This window comes from Chryseobacterium oranimense, from assembly GCF_900129755.1.
Classification (GTDB): Bacteria; Bacteroidota; Bacteroidia; order Flavobacteriales; family Weeksellaceae; genus Chryseobacterium; species Chryseobacterium oranimense.
Window position 1 is genome coordinate 226,305 of record NZ_FQWT01000001.1, and the last position, 17,524, is coordinate 243,828.

Below are 17,524 nucleotides of genomic sequence, written 5' to 3' on the forward strand. Positions count from 1 at the left end.
GCTCCATGTCTATAAACTATAGCTCATAATTTTAAATTTTAAATTTTATAACAATGAAAAACAAATCATTCAACGCAAAGAGTTTTCTAAATGCAAAAACTTTGTCACCACTAGACGAAAGCAAAATCAGAGGCGGATTATCTGCTGACGGAGTAAAAGTAAGTGTTAAAGAAACTGTTAAAGAAACAGTTACTGAGACTAACTAATCAGCTTTATATTCAGGGCAATAGAATCTTGTATTCTATTGCCTTTTTATATTTATACTCAAATCAAAAAAACAAAATAAAACTATGAACCTGGATAAACAATGGTGGGAAAATTTCACCCAGACCAATCAAAATTTTAGGAAAACATGTGTTATTAATGATGTTCTTTCTGCAGAAGAGATTGAAAATCTGACTAATGCAATAAATGAAGCATTGCTTGAAAAGCTGAAATCCGGAGAAAAGGGAGGGTTTCGTTTATATTTCCCTGAGGAAAATGCTGCCAAAGTAAACAATAAATATAAGGACAAGATGTTTACGGATCACCCTCAGCCTGGTGAAACATTGCAGGAGTATTTTAAAAGATCCTTTGGTCAGAAATTCGGTATCATATTTAATGCAGCAGAAAGATATTCCCCATATATTGCTGAAAAATTAATGATGTTTACCAAACCGCTTATTGATACCATCGGTTTACCAGCTGCCGGAATGCATGCTACAGTATTTATTGGAGATTACGGATGGACTCCCCTTGGCATACACCAGGATCACAAAGGAGCCAATGTTATCCATTTTCATCTGGGACCGGGGGAAAAAACAATGTATACCTGGGAAGAAAATAAGTATAAAGAGCTTACAGGAGGAAAGCAAAATAACCACGACATCACCCCACTTTTAGAAGAAGCAGAGGTATATACTTTTGGGACCGGAGATTTATATTATATGCCATGGGATCAGTTCCATATCGGCAAGAATGATGAATATTCGATTGGTATTACTTTCTGGTTCAACAACCCAACCAAAGCCACTTATTTTGATAATGTGATGAATACTTTTTATACTCAATATATTGATGATAATAATGAAGAAGTAATTAATCCGCAGAAAGAGTATGCTAAAAACCCAACCACATTTGATGATGTTATGACACTTTTTAAGTCTGATGAGATCATGAGCATGTCTGTAAAAGATTTTTTTCAGCGTATCCACTCAGATTATAAGTACAGTCTTATCAGCAACCATGGCTGGGAAAATACCCCGCAAACCCGTAAGCAACTTGATCAATATGAAATTGATGATTACGATCACCTAAAATCGAAAACAATAAAAGCTCCTCAGCCATTTAAAATTATTTACGATAATTCAAACGAAGATTCATTTGTATTTTATGTAAGAGGGTACAAAATGGAAATCAGAAAAAACAATTTCCTTCCCGAAATCATTGATAAAATAAATTCTTTTGAACACGTAAACACCGAGGATTTGCTTGCCAATATAAATTCCGAATGGCCTGAAGAGGCAGGACTCTATTTCTTATCCATGATTTACGACAAAAGAGGATTCGATGTAGTACATTAAGCAGCATTATACTGTGAAGAGATTTTAACACCCGACATTAACTATGCATTTTATTCCACAAAAAGATCAGATGGATTGTGGACCAGCATGTCTTGCCATGATAGCAAGACATTATGGTAAATCTTATTCTTTAAACTATTTACGGGATCATTCTTTCATTTCCCGCGAAGGAGTCTCTTTATCGGGTATAAGTGAAGCTGCAAAATCTATTGGTATTGAAGCTGCTTCTTACTCCATCTCATTGGATGAGCTGAATCAGCATCAGAGTTTCCCCAGTATTATTCACTGGAATCAAAATCACTTTGTAGTACTTTACGCTATCAGAAAATCCCTGTTTACGGGGAAGAAAATATATAAAATTGCCGACCCCTCCCATGGATTGCTCTCATTATCTGAGGACAGATTCAAAAAATCCTGGATATCAAAAGATAATAAAGAGGGTATTGCTATGTATCTATCCCCTACAGATAATTTTTTTTCTGCAAAAGTTCATAATGAAAAAGAATTATCCATATCATTTTTATATAAATACCTCGTTCCTCACCGTAGTAAAATAGCATTATTATTTCTCTTACTGTTTGTTGGCACACTTATAACATTGATATTTCCGATTCTAACACAAAAATTGATCGACGACGGGGTTGAGCCAAAAAATCTCAAAATCATTACCTATATTTTACTTGGCCAACTTTCTTTTTTCCTTGGAAATATAATTCTCAGTATCCTGAGAAACTGGATTCTTTTAGCAGTGGGAACTCAAATTAATATCCAGATTATTTCAGACTTTTTCAAAAAACTGTTGTTGCTTCCGGTTAAATTTTTTGATACGAGAATGATGGGAGACTTTAATCAGCGGATTCAGGATCATGAGCGGATTGAACAGTTTTTAACGTCACAAGGTATCACTACTCTATTTTCGATACTTGTCTTCTCTGTATTTTTCGGAGTGCTCTGGTTTTATGATTTCCGGATTCTTATTGTTTATGTAGCCCTTACCTTTTTATCTGTAATATGGTCTTTAATCTGGATGAAAAAGCGTAAATCTCTTGATTATTTTCGCTTTCAGCAGCAAAGTCAGAACCAACAGTCCAATTTTGAAATATTAAACGGGGTTACCGAGCTTAAAATAAATCAATACGAGACTTTAAAACTCCGCCAATGGGAAGAAATCCAGCACAAATTATATGATATCAATATGCGGATCCTTAAAAATGATCAGATACAGGTAGCAGGATTTGACTTTCTAAATCAGTTAAAAAATATTCTGGTCACTTTTCTTGCCGCATCATTTGTTGTGAGCGGAAAAATGACTTTAGGTGGACTTTTGAGCGTTTCTTACATCATAGGACAGATGAATTCACCGGTCGCTCAGCTGATAGGCTTCTTCCGTTCTTTACAGGAAGCCAAATTAAGCTTATCCCGTCTAAATGAAGTTCAGAATCATCCTGATGAGGAACAAGCCAATTTAAAGCCATTGGATTTAAATACATTAAATTATAATGGAACTCAAGCAAAAAAGGGAATCCGCCTGAACAATATTTCATTTCAGTACGAAGGCCCGAAATCTCCTTTCGTATTAAAAGACATTGATATTTTTATTCCTGAAGGAAAAATCACAGCTATCGTAGGATCCAGCGGCAGCGGAAAGACAACGCTTATGAAACTGCTTTTAAGATTTTATGATCCTACAGCCGGCGAAATCTTATATAACGATGATAATATACTTTCGCTATCTCCCAAAAGTATCCGGGAAAACTGCGGAGTAGTGATGCAGGACGGCTATATTTTTTCAGATACTATAAAAAGAAATATTGCAACGGGTGATGAACATATTGATACGCAGAAGCTTCATAATTCAGCCCGGATTGCGAATATTGAATCTTTTATTCTAAGTAATCCGTTGGAATATGAAACCAAAATCGGGGCCTCAGGAAATGGGATATCGGGCGGGCAAAAGCAGCGGATTTTAATTGCAAGAGCGGTATATAAAAATCCTCATTATATTTTTTTTGATGAGGCAACGAGCGCGCTGGATGCGGATAATGAAAAAATCATACACAATAATCTTCAGTCCTTTTTCAAGGATAAAACAGTAGTTATTATTGCGCACCGTCTGTCTACGGTAAAAAATGCGGATCAGATTATTGTTTTAAAAGACGGACAGGTTTCTGAACTCGGACACCATAATTATTTGGTGGAAAAGAAAGGAGAATATTTCAGCCTAGTTAAAAACCAACTGGAACTGGGAGCATAAATGGTATGAAACTTATTTTCCCTCCCCGTTAGTTTATAGTAATAAAAATATTTTTACAGATTCTCATAGGTCTGATCAACTAAAAATGATACTGCCTTTTTAATTTTTTCACGGCCTTCGGACGTATTCAGATCTATGCCGCAAAAAATACTGCCATTTACGGAAGCATACATATTAAGATAATAAAGTCCTGAAACCAGAATAGCCGATATTGCACGAAAATCCCACGAACGCTCTCCAAAATAGGGATCAGCAATCAGTTTAAAAAGGCTTTCCCCACTCTCTTCCTGCATATTGGTAAGCTTGGTTAAAGATTTCCGGGATTCGGATAAACGCCACAGTAATAATTTTTGTAGCTCCTTGTTGCTGTGTACGTAATCATATTGTTGTAGCAACATTTGTTCTACGGCAAATCTTCCACCGTCTCCTCTGTCAGGTAATACCTGATCGGTAGTCACATTGCTCCAGTAATCCTGTGAACGGATATACTCATCCATAAGGCCATCCATTCCGCCAAAATAGGTATAGATCATCTTTTTATCTACCCCGGCAACGGCTGCGATATCATTTACCTTTAATGCTGCATATCCTTTCGACTTCAGAATTTTTCCAACGGCATCCAAAAACTTTTTTTTGCTGCGTTCCTTATTCCGGATACTGCCTGCTGCTGATTTTCTTTCCATGATTACAGATTCGATTATACAAGTTTAAGAAATTTTTAATTGTTTTAGACACTACATAGTGTCTTGTTTTGTATATTTGCACAAACTAAACCATTTTATATATATTTTTTAAAAACTATTTATGTTTTAAAAATGACTAATGATGAGGTATTTAAAAGGAAAAGTGATTATCATGCCATTTCAAATACCAAATACAAAGGTAAAAACACTAATGTAAACAGCACCATTTTAATGATGCTGTTTTTCTATTTTAAGACAAATATTATTTTATTTAAATTAAATTTCAAACCTACTGACACTCTCTTGTCACAACCTGACTTTACATTTGTGGAGTATTTAAAAACTTTAAAAAATGAATTTAGTATCAATCCGTATCATTACTTCCAACACCGAAAGCTTAGCAGCATTTTATGAGCAGATCACAGGGCTTTCAGCCATACGGTACACTCCGGATTTCGCGGAGCTGAAAACTCAGAATACCACTCTTGCTATCGGAAGCACTAAAACCCTCCAGTTTTTTGGCGGAGAAAGTATAGCTCAACCTGCTGAAAACCGCACTGCAATCATAGAATTTCTGGTTGATGATGTAGATAAGGAATTTGAAAGGTTAAAAAGTTTTCTATCGTCTACAGTTGTTCAGGAGCCCACTGTAATGCCGTGGGGCAACAAGTCATTGCTTTTCAGGGATCCTGACGGTAATCTGGTCAACTTTTTTACTCCGGTAACAAAAGAATCAATAGAAAAATTTAAAACTGGACCTGAGTAAATATTGCTAAAATGAACGAGAATAGAAGCAACTAACTTTACCCGTTCAGAAATTTGATTTAATTTTCTTAAAAAAGTGACCATTTGATAAATGGTCACTTTTATTGATCTAGTCAGATGAAAAATATCAACCTGAAAGAAAATATGTTTTTATATAAATGATTTGGTATTCATTATAATCAAACCAGCAATACCCAAACACCGATCCAGATTACGATAAGACCGAATATTCTTTCTTATTTGAAAAAACATCAATCATTACCTTTGCAATTCTTTCTTTGTCCTCGTCAGAAAGATTGGAACCTGAAGGCAGGCACAAACTGTTTCCAAATAGCTCCTCAGCTACTTTACCACCATAATATGGGGCATCTTTGAATATCGGCTGAAGGTGCATTGGCTTCCAGATAGGCCGGGATTCTATGTCATCTTTCAGGAATGCCAGACGCAGGTCCTCATAATTTTTTGATGTCTTTGTTTCATCAATGGTAATAACAGACAACCAGTGATTGCTGTAGAAATCGGAATTAGGTTCTGAAAACAGCTCCACTCCCTCGAAATTCTTACAAAGCTCAGCATAAAAGCTATGTACACCCCTGCGGCCTTCCACTCTTTCGTGCAAAACTTCCATCTGTCCGCGTCCTATTCCTGCACTGATGTTACTCATTCTGTAGTTATACCCAATTTCAGAGTGCTGGTAATGTGGCGCTTTATCTCTAGCCTGTGTAGAGAGAAATACAGTTTTATCTTTATCTGCCTGTGAATGGCACACCAACGCGCCTCCTCCTGAAGTTGTAATAATTTTGTTTCCGTTAAATGATAAAATACCAAAACGCCCAAAAGTACCACAAGCTTTTCCTTTATAGGTGGAGCCTAATGACTCGGCAGCATCCTCGATTAAAGGAATATCATATTTTGCAGCAATTGATAAAATTTCATCCATTTTTGCAGGCATCCCATAAAGATGTACTACAATGATCGCTTTGGGTTTTTTACCTTTTGAAATCCTGTCCTCTATAGCTTCCTGTAAAGCCTCCGGACACATGTTCCAGGTATCTTTTTCGGAATCGATAAATACGGGAACAGCTCCCAGATAAACGATAGGGTTAGCTGAGGCGGAAAAGGTCATCGACTGGCAAATAACTTCATCTCCATGACCTACATTGCACTCAATTAATGCCAGGTGTAAAGCAGCAGTTCCGGCAGAAAGTGCAGCTACTTTAACATCTTCATTCAGGAATTTCTCCAAATCCCGTTCAAAACCATCAACATTTGGTCCTAAAGGTGCTACCCAATTGGCATCAAATGCTTCTTTGATGTACTTTAATTCGCTTCCTCCCAAATGGGGAGATGAAAGCCATACTTTTGATTTCATATTTCTACTTTTACTATTCTATATTTTTAAACTTCTACTCTTTATTACTTTTCCGGGATTACCTACTACGGTAGAACCATCCGGGACATCGCTAATAATAACAGCTCCTGCACCAATGGTGCACCATTTTCCGATTTCTATTCCCTGTATTACGCTGGCTCCGATACCGATATGGGTTCCTTCACCTACATATACATTTCCTGCCAGTGCCACATTGGGAGAAATATGGACAAAATCTTCCAGAATACAGTCGTGATCAATGGAAGCGTTGGTATTGATGATACAATGCTTCCCTATTTTTACGGCTGCATTTACAGTTGCACCCGGCATTGCAACAGTACCCTCCCCGATCTTTACTCTTTTGGATATAACCGTCTTAGGGTGAATGAGGGTAACGTAGTTGAAGAGTTCAGCCTGTTTTACTATTCTTTTGCGCGTTTTATTATTTCCTATGGAAATAAGGATATCTATTTCATGTTGAGGAACCTCGTGAAGAACAGGATAGCTTAACACTCTCTCCTTCAAAGGATTTTCATCAATATAAGCTTCTATTTTGTAACCGGTTTCTTCAGCTACTTCAGCTACCACTTTGCCATGACCACTTGCTCCGTATAAATACATATTCTAACTACATTTAAATTAATTATTTCCGTTAAAAACTTCTGCAGTTGCCTGCCCTGCCTGGTTTATACCTTCCTTTTTTATTACTTTTTTTAAAGTAAGAAAGATCACCTTGCAGTCTGTTTCAAAAGACAAATGATCTATATACCAGATGTCCAATTCAAATTTTTTAGTCCACGAAATAGCATTTCTTCCATTCACCTGTGCCCAGCCTGTAATTCCCGGCCGTATTGTATGTCTGCGTTTTTGAGATTCATTATATAAAGGGAGATATTGCGGCAGCAGAGGTCGCGGACCTATAAGCGCCATGTCTCCTTTTAATACATTGATCAGTTGTGGAAGCTCATCCAGGGAAGTCTGACGGATAAAACTTCCAACCGGGGTCAAGCGTTCCGAATCGGGCAGAAAATTGCCCTTTTCATCCTTTCTGTCATTCATCGTCTTAAACTTGATGATATGAAATATCTTTTCATTAAGTCCCGGTCTGGCCTGAAAGAAGAATGGTTTTCCCTGGTTGGCAAAATACAGCAGGATGGTAACCACTATAAAAACAGGCGATAATAAGATCAGTCCTATTAAAGCGATCAGAAAATCTATCATCCTTTTAAAAAAAAATTTATACACGATATTCTCTTTCTTTAACCAGTTTATTATATTCTCCTAATAAAGCCTCCCAAACCAATGACTGCTCGTAACGGGACTGAATCATAGATCTTGCATTGATTTTTAACTGATCATAATAATTCTGGTCCGACATTATTTTTGTCATTGCCTCTCTGAGCTTTTCACTATTTTTTACCGGAACAATTACTCCGTTCTGGTTTTCTATGATAATTTCATTGCATCCGTTGATATCGGAAACAATACTTGGCAACCCCATTGCCCCCGCCTGCATCACTACATTGGGAAACCCTTCCCGATAACTTGGAAAAGCAAGTGCATGGGAAACCGCGAAATAAGGACGGACATCTTTCTGAAAACCTACAGAAAGGATATCGGGATTACGTTCTATTTCTTTCAGGGTGTCCGGATGCAACGGATCCAGCTCCTGCTCCAGAGGACCTACCAACAATAATTTGGAACGACGCTGTGGATTTTCTGCCTTAGTTAAAAGAGAAAATGCTTCAACCAACTCATTAATTCCTTTGTCGCCCACCAAACGGCCTACAAATACAAACACAAAATCTGTATCGTGTATGTCCAGTTCCTTTTTTAAATTTTCTTTCTGCTCATCAGTGATCTGTTCAGGCGAGAAATAGTTCAGATCGATTCCATTCACATTCCCGTTCCCGATAACTTTTAAAGGCTTTGACGTGATTCTGTAATTGAGCAAATCCTTTTTAACACCCTCTCCTTCAGGATAAATATGGGTAGCCGCCCAACATAACAACTGATCCATACTGATAAGAAGCTTCTGCACCGCACCTTTTCTTGTAGGGAAAATAAGCCCCGTAAAAGTGTGGATACGGATAGGCACACCGGCAATCTTACCTGCCAGCATGGTTAAAAGTCCCGCTTTAGGAGTGATGGAATGCACAATGACCGGTTTTTCTATTTTTAAAATTTTATACAATCGGCATAGAGAAACCAAGTCTTTCCAGGGACTTATTCCTCTTTCCATATTTACTTCAATCGTTTTTATACCTTCTCTCTGCTTCAGCTCGTCAAGCAAATGCCCTTCAGAAGTTATTCCCACAACTTCATAGAACTCATTGAGGAACTTTAACTGCCCTTTTAACAGAACATTTAAAGACAATGGTATGGTTGATGTCCGAATTAGTTTCATGTTTAGTATAAGGATTGAATATCTTTCAACAATCTATTTCTGCTTTCTGTAACCAGGCTCATCGACTGGTCCAGCTTCGATTTTATATGATCGTATTCTGAAATTGCCTGATCAAACATCTTGATCAGCAAATCAGGCTGCACATCCTGAATCTGAACTACATAATCATCCAGATTAAAGTCTCCCATTATGCCCAAGGCCTTGTTTCCTCCATATCCTATGGCAATGGAAGGAACCAGAGAGGTCAGTGAAAATATAATGGAATGAAAACGGGTCCCCACGAAAAAGTAGAAATTGGAATAAACCGCTTTCAGTATATCGCAGGATAAATTCTCATTGATCCAGATGATATTGGGATCCTGAATCTTGTCAAGTAAATCTCTTATAGCATTACGGTCATCTTCATGAGAATTCGGACCTAATGACTGGTTACACAATGCTACTTTATATCCTTTATCCAACAAATGCTTCGTAAGGGCTACCACTGAGTCTATGTATTTTTTGTACAGCGCTTCCGGATTCGACAGACCGGGAAAACGCCATGGACGGATCGTCACTCCTACAATTTTGTCCTCTTTTGTCAGATTATATTTCTGCAATATCTTTAGTGCCTCATCCTGGCTTCCTTTTTCCAGGAAAAATCCAAGATCCATTTCTACAGGGATATTTTTTTCCAGCAACTGACCTAAGCTTTTTGAAGAAACATTCTCACGCGCATAAACCAAATCCAACTGGTTGAATACGGTGCGCACCTGCTGTTTAACTGTCAGTCCAATAAAAGGTCCATATGAATTAGGAAGGAAGACAACTTTCTTTCCTAATGCTTTGGCAAGCCTTACATAAAACAAGAAGTACCACATTAGGTAAGGTGCTGTTTTTTCGCCATAAGCATGGATAAAACCGCCTCCTTTTACAAAAATGGTTTTTGCTTCATGAAACTGTTTAACCGTTTGGTAGGTTTTATCATCAAAGGATTTTTTTACTTTTTCCAGATCATTGCATATTTTAATTAAATGCCTGGTATTTTTAAAATCCATTCCTGCATTTCTAATTTGCTTTAAAAGCTCAAGTTTGGATTCTTTTATATGCTGATCAGCCTTATGCTGTCCTCTTCTGGGATGCTTTAGTATATTGGCCAACAACTTAAAACCATGATCCTCGGACTGTTGACACAACAATGCTCTTTCTTCGTCATTTTCACCTGCGTCCAGTATATATACTTCATCATAAAGTCCGGTATCTTTTGCCAGCCTCCAACTTTCCCAGACCAATGCCTGATCTCCTTTATTCAAATCCGTTACTCCCGGTACTATAATAGCATTATTCATTCTATATCAATTTTCCTTGTTTAATCCTGTGTGTATTTTGCTTTACTTTGCGGCTGATGTATACGTTCAGCAATACGCCGAAGGGAATAGCTATTAACGTATACAACTTATTAGGAGAGCCTTTAAAAAAATTCCATTTTTTGGCAAAAAGACAAGAGGATATATAGTGTATTGAGTTCTTCAGCACAACTTTTTTGTTGATCCCATACTTCATTTTTATTTTTCTGTATTCAATAAATGAGTTGGGGCTGTCTTTATATCTTTTATATAATCCGTTGGACAATCCGTCCTGTTGGTATTCTATAATGCAATATATTTCGTTTGAAAGAAGAAATTTATGATTCTGGTCAATCAGGGTAAAGATCCAGCTGACTTCATGAAAAATTTCATTTTCAAAATAAGGATACGGCAGGTACTTTTTATAGACTTCCGTATCAAAAATATATTTTTTGTCACCTTTGATTTTGTAGAGGTCTACCAATTCAGAATAGGTGGATTCTTTTTTATCAGGTAATTGTTCACCCGCTACAGAACCATCTTCATAAGCATCCAGACCGATGATTCCGGCAGAATCGGCTTTTTTATTAGCCTTCCAGAATCTCAGTATTTTTTCAACGGCATCATCCGGTATATAATCATCAGAGTCGATACATGTAAATAATTCAGTATCTATATAGTTTAAAGCTAAAATCTGGGCCGCCAGCTTTCCTTTATTCTTCTGATAGTAGTATTGTATTTCTATTTTACCTTCTTCTATCCACTGCTGAACCTTGTCGGAGGTATGATCGCCGGAGCCGTCATCCACAATGATCCATTTGAAATCAGGATTACTCTGACTGCATAAAGAGTTATAAAGTCTTCCTAAAGTCTTTTCTCTGTTAAAAGTTGGTGTAAAAATGGTGATAGACTTCATGATGCACTCAATTTTTTAAAGATTTTATCAAACTCCTCTACCTGGTTTTTCTTATCATAGTTATTGACGATCAATGCTTTTCCATTACCGGCAATAAAATTATACAGGTCCCTGTCATAGTATAGCTTACAGATGTACTCATAATAATCGTCTACATTATTATGGGTAGCGATATAGCCTGTAAAGTTGTGCAGGATATAATCTGTGACCCCTCCCACCGGATTGGCAATAACAGGAATTTCAAATGCCAAAGCTTCCATAATTACACGGGGTAATCCCTCAGTATCAGATGGATGAATGAGAATATCGCTGCTTTTAAAAATGCTGTATGGATCTTTCTGATTGAGCAGAATTTCTACATGACTGTCAAGTTTATACTGGCTAATCTCTGTGCGGATCTTATTTAAAAAATTCTCTGACACAGGGGTATCATATACGGCCCCCATCAGGATGATTTTAAAATTAATGTTATTATCCTTTAATTTTCTGGCTAAAGAAATTGACAGATCCTGCCCTTTTGCCGGTAAAAAACCACCGCAATGTAAAATCACTACAGGATCGCCTTCCTTACGTGCTACCCGTTCTCTTTTGTACTGTTCAACTTTCGTTAAATCAATTGCATTAGGTACAACAAATATTTTTTCTAACGGAGCCAAACCTCCTGTATAAATTGCCTGTCTTGTAGATTGAGATACTCCGATAAAGTAATCGGAATTATACTTAAACATCAGCTTTTTAAGAAAGCCTATCGAATTATAAGCGAACCAGCCTCTTGCAAAATATGCGATCTTATAATTTTTCCCTTTCTTTAGAATCGAATTGGTTTTGATATTATTAATAATAACCACATCCGGTTTAAAGGTGTTCTGAAATTTTTTAAATTCTTTTTTCAGCCTCACCCAATCCAATAAAAACGAAATAATGTTTACCCCAATTTTAAAGGGATTTTTGGTACTAAAAATCGCAATAGGACTATCGTTCTTCTTTAAAATATGTATTGGGATTTTATTGGCCTGTACATCTTCTACAAACTCACTGCAACTCCCCCAGAAATCTACGATAACCGAATTATGCCCCTCTTCATTTAGTCGTTTCGCCAATTCTATGGTACTTTTACGAGCACCACCATGAATTTGAACGGCTTCAAGGAAAATTATATTCATTTTTATATCACTTTCATTATTGTTATATAATTAGATAAAAATTGAGTTATAAGTTTTTTTTAAAGCTAAGTTTCACATGAATCAATAACCATCATCCCTTCAGGGCTAAAAGCCTGAAAATGTTATGATTATTTTCAATAATTAAAATGATTTTTTTTCAAATCTGTGTGTGCAGATATCAATAGCGATGTAACAAAAATTATCTTTAAAATAATGCAATTATTTAATTAATTTGTTACAATAATCACATTATGAATGAATTTTCTACTACATAAAACAAATATACAAAAAAATAATATCTCACAAATATTTGAATCAAAGTTTATTTTCAATAACTTAAGCAAAAAATTAAAATTTACACTCAAATATTAAATTTATGTGAACTCATTTAAAAAATTATGAACAATTTCATATTCCAGATTCACCTTAGATTCATTCCAATTGAGGGCTGGATCGAAGAATCCCTGGCACTGATCATAAACATACGGCTGAAATCCATAACTGATTTCTACCATTAAAGGCCGGTCTTCAGAATCAAATATAAAATCGTACGCAACGCATATCATTTTCAGCTGCCGGGCAGTTTTAAATGCGATATCCACTGCTTCAAGATTGAATTTTCCCGGTGCAAATTCCAGCCTGCCACTGCCGGATGCCCTGAAATCATTATCCCTGGTATTTCTTTTAAGATAATAGCACTTATCCCCAATTACAATAAGCCTTATATCATAAGTCAGTCCCGGGATAAATTCCTGGAAATAGACATAATTTCTCTGTTTAGGAAAAACCTTGTATTGTCGATCTACAAAAATCCCTTTGAATCCCCATTTCAGGACTCTGAGAAAATTGTGTGTGGTCTTCTGCCTCCAGAATCTCTCGATCGTATCAGTAAAAACCGTCCAGGAATCAAATGCAGCAAACCCGCTTCCAAATGCCTGGTTTACGATTTTTCTGGCCTGGCTTTTCGTTTTAATAAGCTTTACATTAATGGATCCCGCCCCACCTTTTAATTTAAAGACTTTCGGAAAAGATGTCTTTTCTATATACTCTTCCGCTTCTTTCTTATGGTAAAAAACATCTGCCTTTACCAACGGTACTTCCAATGCTTCCAAAAGATATTTCTGGGCCACTTTATCATCAAAATGCCAATAGGCGTCTTCACTCGGAAATGTCTTTATCCCGATCTGGCTGATGGATCTGAACAAGGTTCTCGCATGCAGCATATCTTCATAATAATTCTGGTTGAAATGCCACATAAAGTGGGTTACCTGATGTTCTTTTACCTGTGCAATGATATCATTATCAAAGGCATTTAATAAAACATACGGTATATTTTTCTCTTCCAGATACTCGATCCAGCGATCGGAAAAACTTCCTTTACGGTGATGTATTGCTATCTTCATTTCTTCTTTCTAAAAAATTTATAAAATAATCCTCCACCCATTATGCATCTGGCTAAAGACAAATTAATAGCAGCTCCCAATACAGAGTAAAAATGAATCAGGGGGTATGCCAAAATAAAACCTAAAACAGAAGCAAATAAGGTATTCGTCATGACTAATTTATCCTGGCGGTGAACAATAAAATAATTGAGCCCGAAAATATTATAGAGGGTATAACCAAACAATCCTATGGCCAGTATCAACAGTATCCAGAATGCATTTTCGTAGTTCACATTCAGATACCAGAAGATTAATTTATTAAAAACCAATACTCCGATGATCATAATGCTTATGGTGATCAGCATCATATTTTTGTACCATTGGAAGGCATCTTTTTTACGGTTCAGGAATGGAAAGAACACGCGGGAAAGAATTTCAATCAGGGTAACAATAAGATTCACTACCGTTAAAATAGCCTGATAAATCCCCACCAATTTCGGCGTTCCTAAAATTCCCAGCAGGAAAGTACTGGTGTTATTATACAGGTTAGGCACAAACTGGTTGATGAAAATCGGTGAGTTTGTTTTTATGGTTTTAATGATCAGTTTATAAGGCAGGAAAATGAATTTCAGCTTATATTTCTTTACCAGCACATACTGCCCCACCAAACCTGCTCCTACATAACCTGCACTTTGCAGCAGAGGATAGATCCAGAAATCACTTTCTTTTTTAATAAAAATAAAAACACACAGCGTAAAAAACAGTTTAATCCCCAGGTTCAGATAGGTAATGTAACGCATTTTTTCAATGCCCTGAAAGAACCATTCCGGGAATAATACATAGCCCAGCAAAAGGAGACTTGTATAAAAATAAATTTCCTTGTTTTCGTAAAAAGGCGGATACAGGAAGACTGCAATGGCAATAATAAGCCATGAAAGCAGCAGGAAAAGAGTTTTAATGGTTAAGACCTTACTGTAAATGATATTAAGCTTTTTCGGGCTGTCCCGGTAAATAGCCACATCGCGGGTAGCCGTGATCCTGAAACTGAAATCCGTTAAAGCCGTAAAATAAGCAATAAGCGATGCTGAAAAAACAATAACTCCATATTTTTCAAAGCCGATTACCCTTAAGATATAAGGCAGGGTAACCAGTGGCAACAACATTCCTATTAACTGCAATGCAGATAACGAAACGAAGTTTTCCAACAGCGCCTTCTTGTCTTTCGTATTAAAAATCTTTTTTATCCTGTTCACCATTATTTCAAGGTAATCGTTTCGGTATTATTTTTAAATCGCTGATCAAAGCCGTTTGCATTCCTGGAAGTTGCTCCCAGTTTTCCAAAGTCCATTTTCACATTAACCTGGTGGGAAGCTCCCTTAAATGATCTGAATTTTGCCGTTGCATTATTTTGTGATGAAAAATTACTGACCGTTATATTTCCATTTAGTTGAGGGAAACCTGCATTGGGCTTATCCCTTGTCATCGCCAGTCCAAAGCCTATTTTGGACCCGTTGTCTTTAAAATTGTTTATGGCTACTGAAATGGCCTTCTGCTGTTTGCCCACCATATTTCCCGGGGAAATAATGAGTCCGTAGTTGCCGTTGTTTTCAGTCTCAATATTGTTAAGTTTAACATTTTTTACTTCATAAGAATTGCTGTCCGGCTCAATGTCTATACCGGCCTGAGGATTGGTTCCTGAGGTGTTGGCAATGTAAGCGTTTTCAAGCAGCAGGTTGACCACTCCCCCAATGGTTAATCCGTTTCTGCGGTTATCTTTTAAGATGACATTCTTGATCGTTATATCTGAAGAATTAATGTTGTTCCTGCTTCCGATACAGATCCCGTCTCCCCAGTTGCTTTCAAAATAAGATCCGGTAATGTTGATCTGGCTGGACGACAAAATATAGATCCCCATTCCCCATTCTCCGGTAGTGGATAAGTGTTTGTGCTTATCTCCGGTAATGGTGGGATAATAGATATCTACATTCTGGATATTGAACAAATTTAGCATCCCGTTGCGGTCTTTGCTGTTGGGTTTCATAATCAGCTTCGAATTCTTCTGGAAGAGGATTTTCTGATTGGATTTCAATGCAAGCCCGTTCTCATTAATAAGAACCGGAAAATCAGGCATGATAAGGGTAGAGTTCTCATTGATCCCTTTCTGGATATAGGAAGTATAATCCGTATCTCCTTTTTTAGAATATCCTGCCGGCAAATAAGCCGTTAGATCCTTCGCTTTTTGAAAGTATGTATTTTTGACTGTATCATATCCCGAAAAACGGTCTTTAACATAATATTGACAGCTTCCTAAAAAATATATCAGTACGAAAAATAATAAGATCGGCTTTTTCATTTTGCTAGATTTAATTTGTTAATCATTGTAAAGAATGGTATAAACACAACTAAGTTGATAAATAACGTAGCGGAAAGGGAACCAATATTAATCATCATGGATGTTGCACAGCCAAAAGCTAAAATGATATATAAGAAAAATAAAACCGGTGAATTTGTGGTATAAGCTTTTGTCTCGAATTTAAAGGCCAGGATAGATAAAACAAAGATATAAATGTAAAAGAAGTACATAGAAAAATGATAAAGTCCCGCCACAGAAACCGGTACAATCTGATCCCTGGAACGTCCTGCTCCATAGATATGATTATTGAATTTAATGTTGGTCTTATAATTATCATTTGAAAACTTCGACAGTACAGGTATATTCTGTGTGATATCGGATATAAAATAATAGTATTTGTCAAAAGGGTTTACCTGGTTCTTCTGGTAGGAATCGAATCCTATGGCATAGTTGGCTACTCCGCCAAAATAAGCGTTCAGCTGATAGAGCTTAAAAAAGCCTCCCACATCAGCACTTTTTGCATTACTTGAAAATTTAGCCAGTGATGCTACCAGTAGAATAAGCACAAAGAAAGAAGAGGTATAGGTAACTATTTTCCTTCTGTAAACCGGGTAGAAATAAATAAGCAACAGGATTAAAGGAAAAGAAGCATATACAATACTGAAGCGGCTGATCCCGATAATAATGGTTGCATTGATCAATACAATCAGTATCGAAAGCATCAGCTTTGCGCCCTGCTTTATCTTAAACGAATTGATTAAAGAGAAAATATAAAGAACAATATAGGCCCTCATCACCGGGAACATAATACTGACTAAAGGAGAAACACTTTCCAGATCCCCTGAAATTTTAAGCTTTAAATAAGTAGCAATGTCCCATACGAAGCTTAATTTGTGTAGGAAACTCCTGTTGGTTGCTATAATCAGGATAAACAGGAAGAAAAGGCCGGTGCTAACCGTGTTTAAAGGTAAAAAATCCAGTTTCCCTTTCTGCGGTTTCGGTTCTTTTGATAAAGTACAGATATGATAGGCAATCAGTATAAACAGCAGCTCAATCAGCATCATAGCAACTGCGTAAGCTTCATTAACCGTTGTACTGCCGAATTTCAGCTTGTCTCCCGTGATAAAAAGAAAAGGAATCACCACGTACCGTACAATCTGCTGAATGGTAATGATCCAGAAAATAAAATAGGATTTAAGCTTTACAAAGATGTTTGAAATAAATAAAGTGAAAAAACCTAAACCTATGGGCAAAAAATAAACATCCTGATAGGAAGTATTACTGATCTTCCCATAGATAAAGAAACCTATAGAGAAAAACAAAAAACTTAAAGTGAATAAAA

General features: G+C 36.7%; 16 protein-coding genes. 4 read left to right on the forward strand and 12 right to left on the reverse strand.

Annotated features, from left to right (window positions below):
- Nucleotides 1–53 precede the first annotated feature (53 nt).
- The 3 genes from BUB03_RS21735 to BUB03_RS01125 all read left to right on the forward strand — a co-directional run bounded on the left by BUB03_RS21735 (nt 54) and on the right by BUB03_RS01125 (nt 3,816).
- A complete protein-coding gene (locus BUB03_RS21735; RefSeq protein WP_155859094.1) occupies nt 54–206 on the forward strand; it encodes a hypothetical protein in 153 nt (50 codons plus the stop codon).
- Nucleotides 207–290: 84 nt separating this feature from the next.
- Nucleotides 291–1,562, forward strand: coding sequence for a hypothetical protein (locus BUB03_RS01120; protein WP_040994602.1), 1,272 nt, complete (start codon nt 291–293; stop codon nt 1,560–1,562).
- 43 nt (nt 1,563–1,605) lie between these two features.
- Nucleotides 1,606–3,816, forward strand: a complete 2,211-nt coding sequence (locus BUB03_RS01125; RefSeq protein WP_073059648.1) for a peptidase domain-containing ABC transporter — start codon at nt 1,606–1,608, stop codon at nt 3,814–3,816.
- A 53-nt stretch (nt 3,817–3,869) separates the two neighbouring features.
- On the opposite strand, the gene BUB03_RS01130 is transcribed toward BUB03_RS01125, so the two are convergent.
- Nucleotides 3,870–4,499, reverse strand: coding sequence for a TetR/AcrR family transcriptional regulator (locus BUB03_RS01130; protein ID WP_073059650.1), 630 nt, complete (start codon nt 4,497–4,499; stop codon nt 3,870–3,872).
- Nucleotides 4,500–4,851: 352 nt separating this feature from the next.
- On the opposite strand from BUB03_RS01130, the gene BUB03_RS01135 reads away from it, so the two are divergent.
- On the forward strand, nt 4,852–5,265 hold the full coding sequence (locus tag BUB03_RS01135; RefSeq protein WP_073059651.1) for a VOC family protein: 414 nt from the start codon (nt 4,852–4,854) through the stop codon (nt 5,263–5,265).
- Nucleotides 5,266–5,475: 210 nt separating this feature from the next.
- Here the strand turns inward: BUB03_RS01135 and BUB03_RS01140 are convergent, their stop codons facing one another.
- From BUB03_RS01140 to BUB03_RS01190, 11 genes are all read right to left on the reverse strand, one after another.
- Nucleotides 5,476–6,636 (reverse strand): aminotransferase class I/II-fold pyridoxal phosphate-dependent enzyme, encoded by a 1,161-nt coding sequence (locus tag BUB03_RS01140; protein WP_073059653.1) that lies wholly within the window; start codon nt 6,634–6,636, stop codon nt 5,476–5,478.
- 18 nt (nt 6,637–6,654) lie between these two features.
- Nucleotides 6,655–7,257: an acetyltransferase gene (locus BUB03_RS01145; protein ID WP_073059655.1), complete on the reverse strand. Its 603-nt coding sequence runs from the start codon at nt 7,255–7,257 to the stop codon at nt 6,655–6,657.
- Nucleotides 7,258–7,275: 18 nt separating this feature from the next.
- A complete protein-coding gene (locus tag BUB03_RS01150) occupies nt 7,276–7,881 on the reverse strand; it encodes a sugar transferase (protein WP_073059656.1) in 606 nt (201 codons plus the stop codon).
- The gene (locus tag BUB03_RS01155; RefSeq protein WP_073059658.1) at nt 7,874–9,043 is read right to left on the reverse strand and encodes a glycosyltransferase family 4 protein; all 1,170 of its coding nucleotides are present in this window, start codon (nt 9,041–9,043) and stop codon (nt 7,874–7,876) included. Before BUB03_RS01155 ends, BUB03_RS01150 begins: the two co-directional genes overlap by 8 nt.
- A 2-nt stretch (nt 9,044–9,045) precedes the next feature.
- Nucleotides 9,046–10,371 (reverse strand): polysaccharide pyruvyl transferase family protein, encoded by a 1,326-nt coding sequence (locus tag BUB03_RS01160; protein WP_073059660.1) that lies wholly within the window; start codon nt 10,369–10,371, stop codon nt 9,046–9,048.
- 1 nt (nt 10,372) lies between these two features.
- Nucleotides 10,373–11,284, reverse strand: coding sequence for a glycosyltransferase family A protein (locus BUB03_RS01165; RefSeq protein WP_073059662.1), 912 nt, complete (start codon nt 11,282–11,284; stop codon nt 10,373–10,375).
- On the reverse strand, nt 11,281–12,447 hold the full coding sequence (locus tag BUB03_RS01170; RefSeq protein ID WP_073059664.1) for a glycosyltransferase family 4 protein: 1,167 nt from the start codon (nt 12,445–12,447) through the stop codon (nt 11,281–11,283). The genes BUB03_RS01165 and BUB03_RS01170 overlap by 4 nt, the downstream gene beginning before the upstream one ends.
- 374 nt (nt 12,448–12,821) lie before the next feature.
- Nucleotides 12,822–13,850, reverse strand: coding sequence for an ATP-grasp domain-containing protein (locus tag BUB03_RS01175; protein WP_073059665.1), 1,029 nt, complete (start codon nt 13,848–13,850; stop codon nt 12,822–12,824).
- Complete coding sequence (locus BUB03_RS01180) at nt 13,847–15,085, reverse strand: oligosaccharide flippase family protein (RefSeq protein ID WP_073059667.1); 1,239 nt, start codon at nt 15,083–15,085, stop codon at nt 13,847–13,849. The genes BUB03_RS01175 and BUB03_RS01180 overlap by 4 nt, the downstream gene beginning before the upstream one ends.
- The gene (locus tag BUB03_RS01185; protein ID WP_073059669.1) at nt 15,085–16,182 is read right to left on the reverse strand and encodes a right-handed parallel beta-helix repeat-containing protein; all 1,098 of its coding nucleotides are present in this window, start codon (nt 16,180–16,182) and stop codon (nt 15,085–15,087) included. Before BUB03_RS01185 ends, BUB03_RS01180 begins: the two co-directional genes overlap by 1 nt.
- Nucleotides 16,179–17,504: an O-antigen polymerase gene (locus tag BUB03_RS01190; RefSeq protein WP_139258734.1), complete on the reverse strand. Its 1,326-nt coding sequence runs from the start codon at nt 17,502–17,504 to the stop codon at nt 16,179–16,181. Before BUB03_RS01190 ends, BUB03_RS01185 begins: the two co-directional genes overlap by 4 nt.
- Nucleotides 17,505–17,524: the final 20 nt, after the last annotated feature.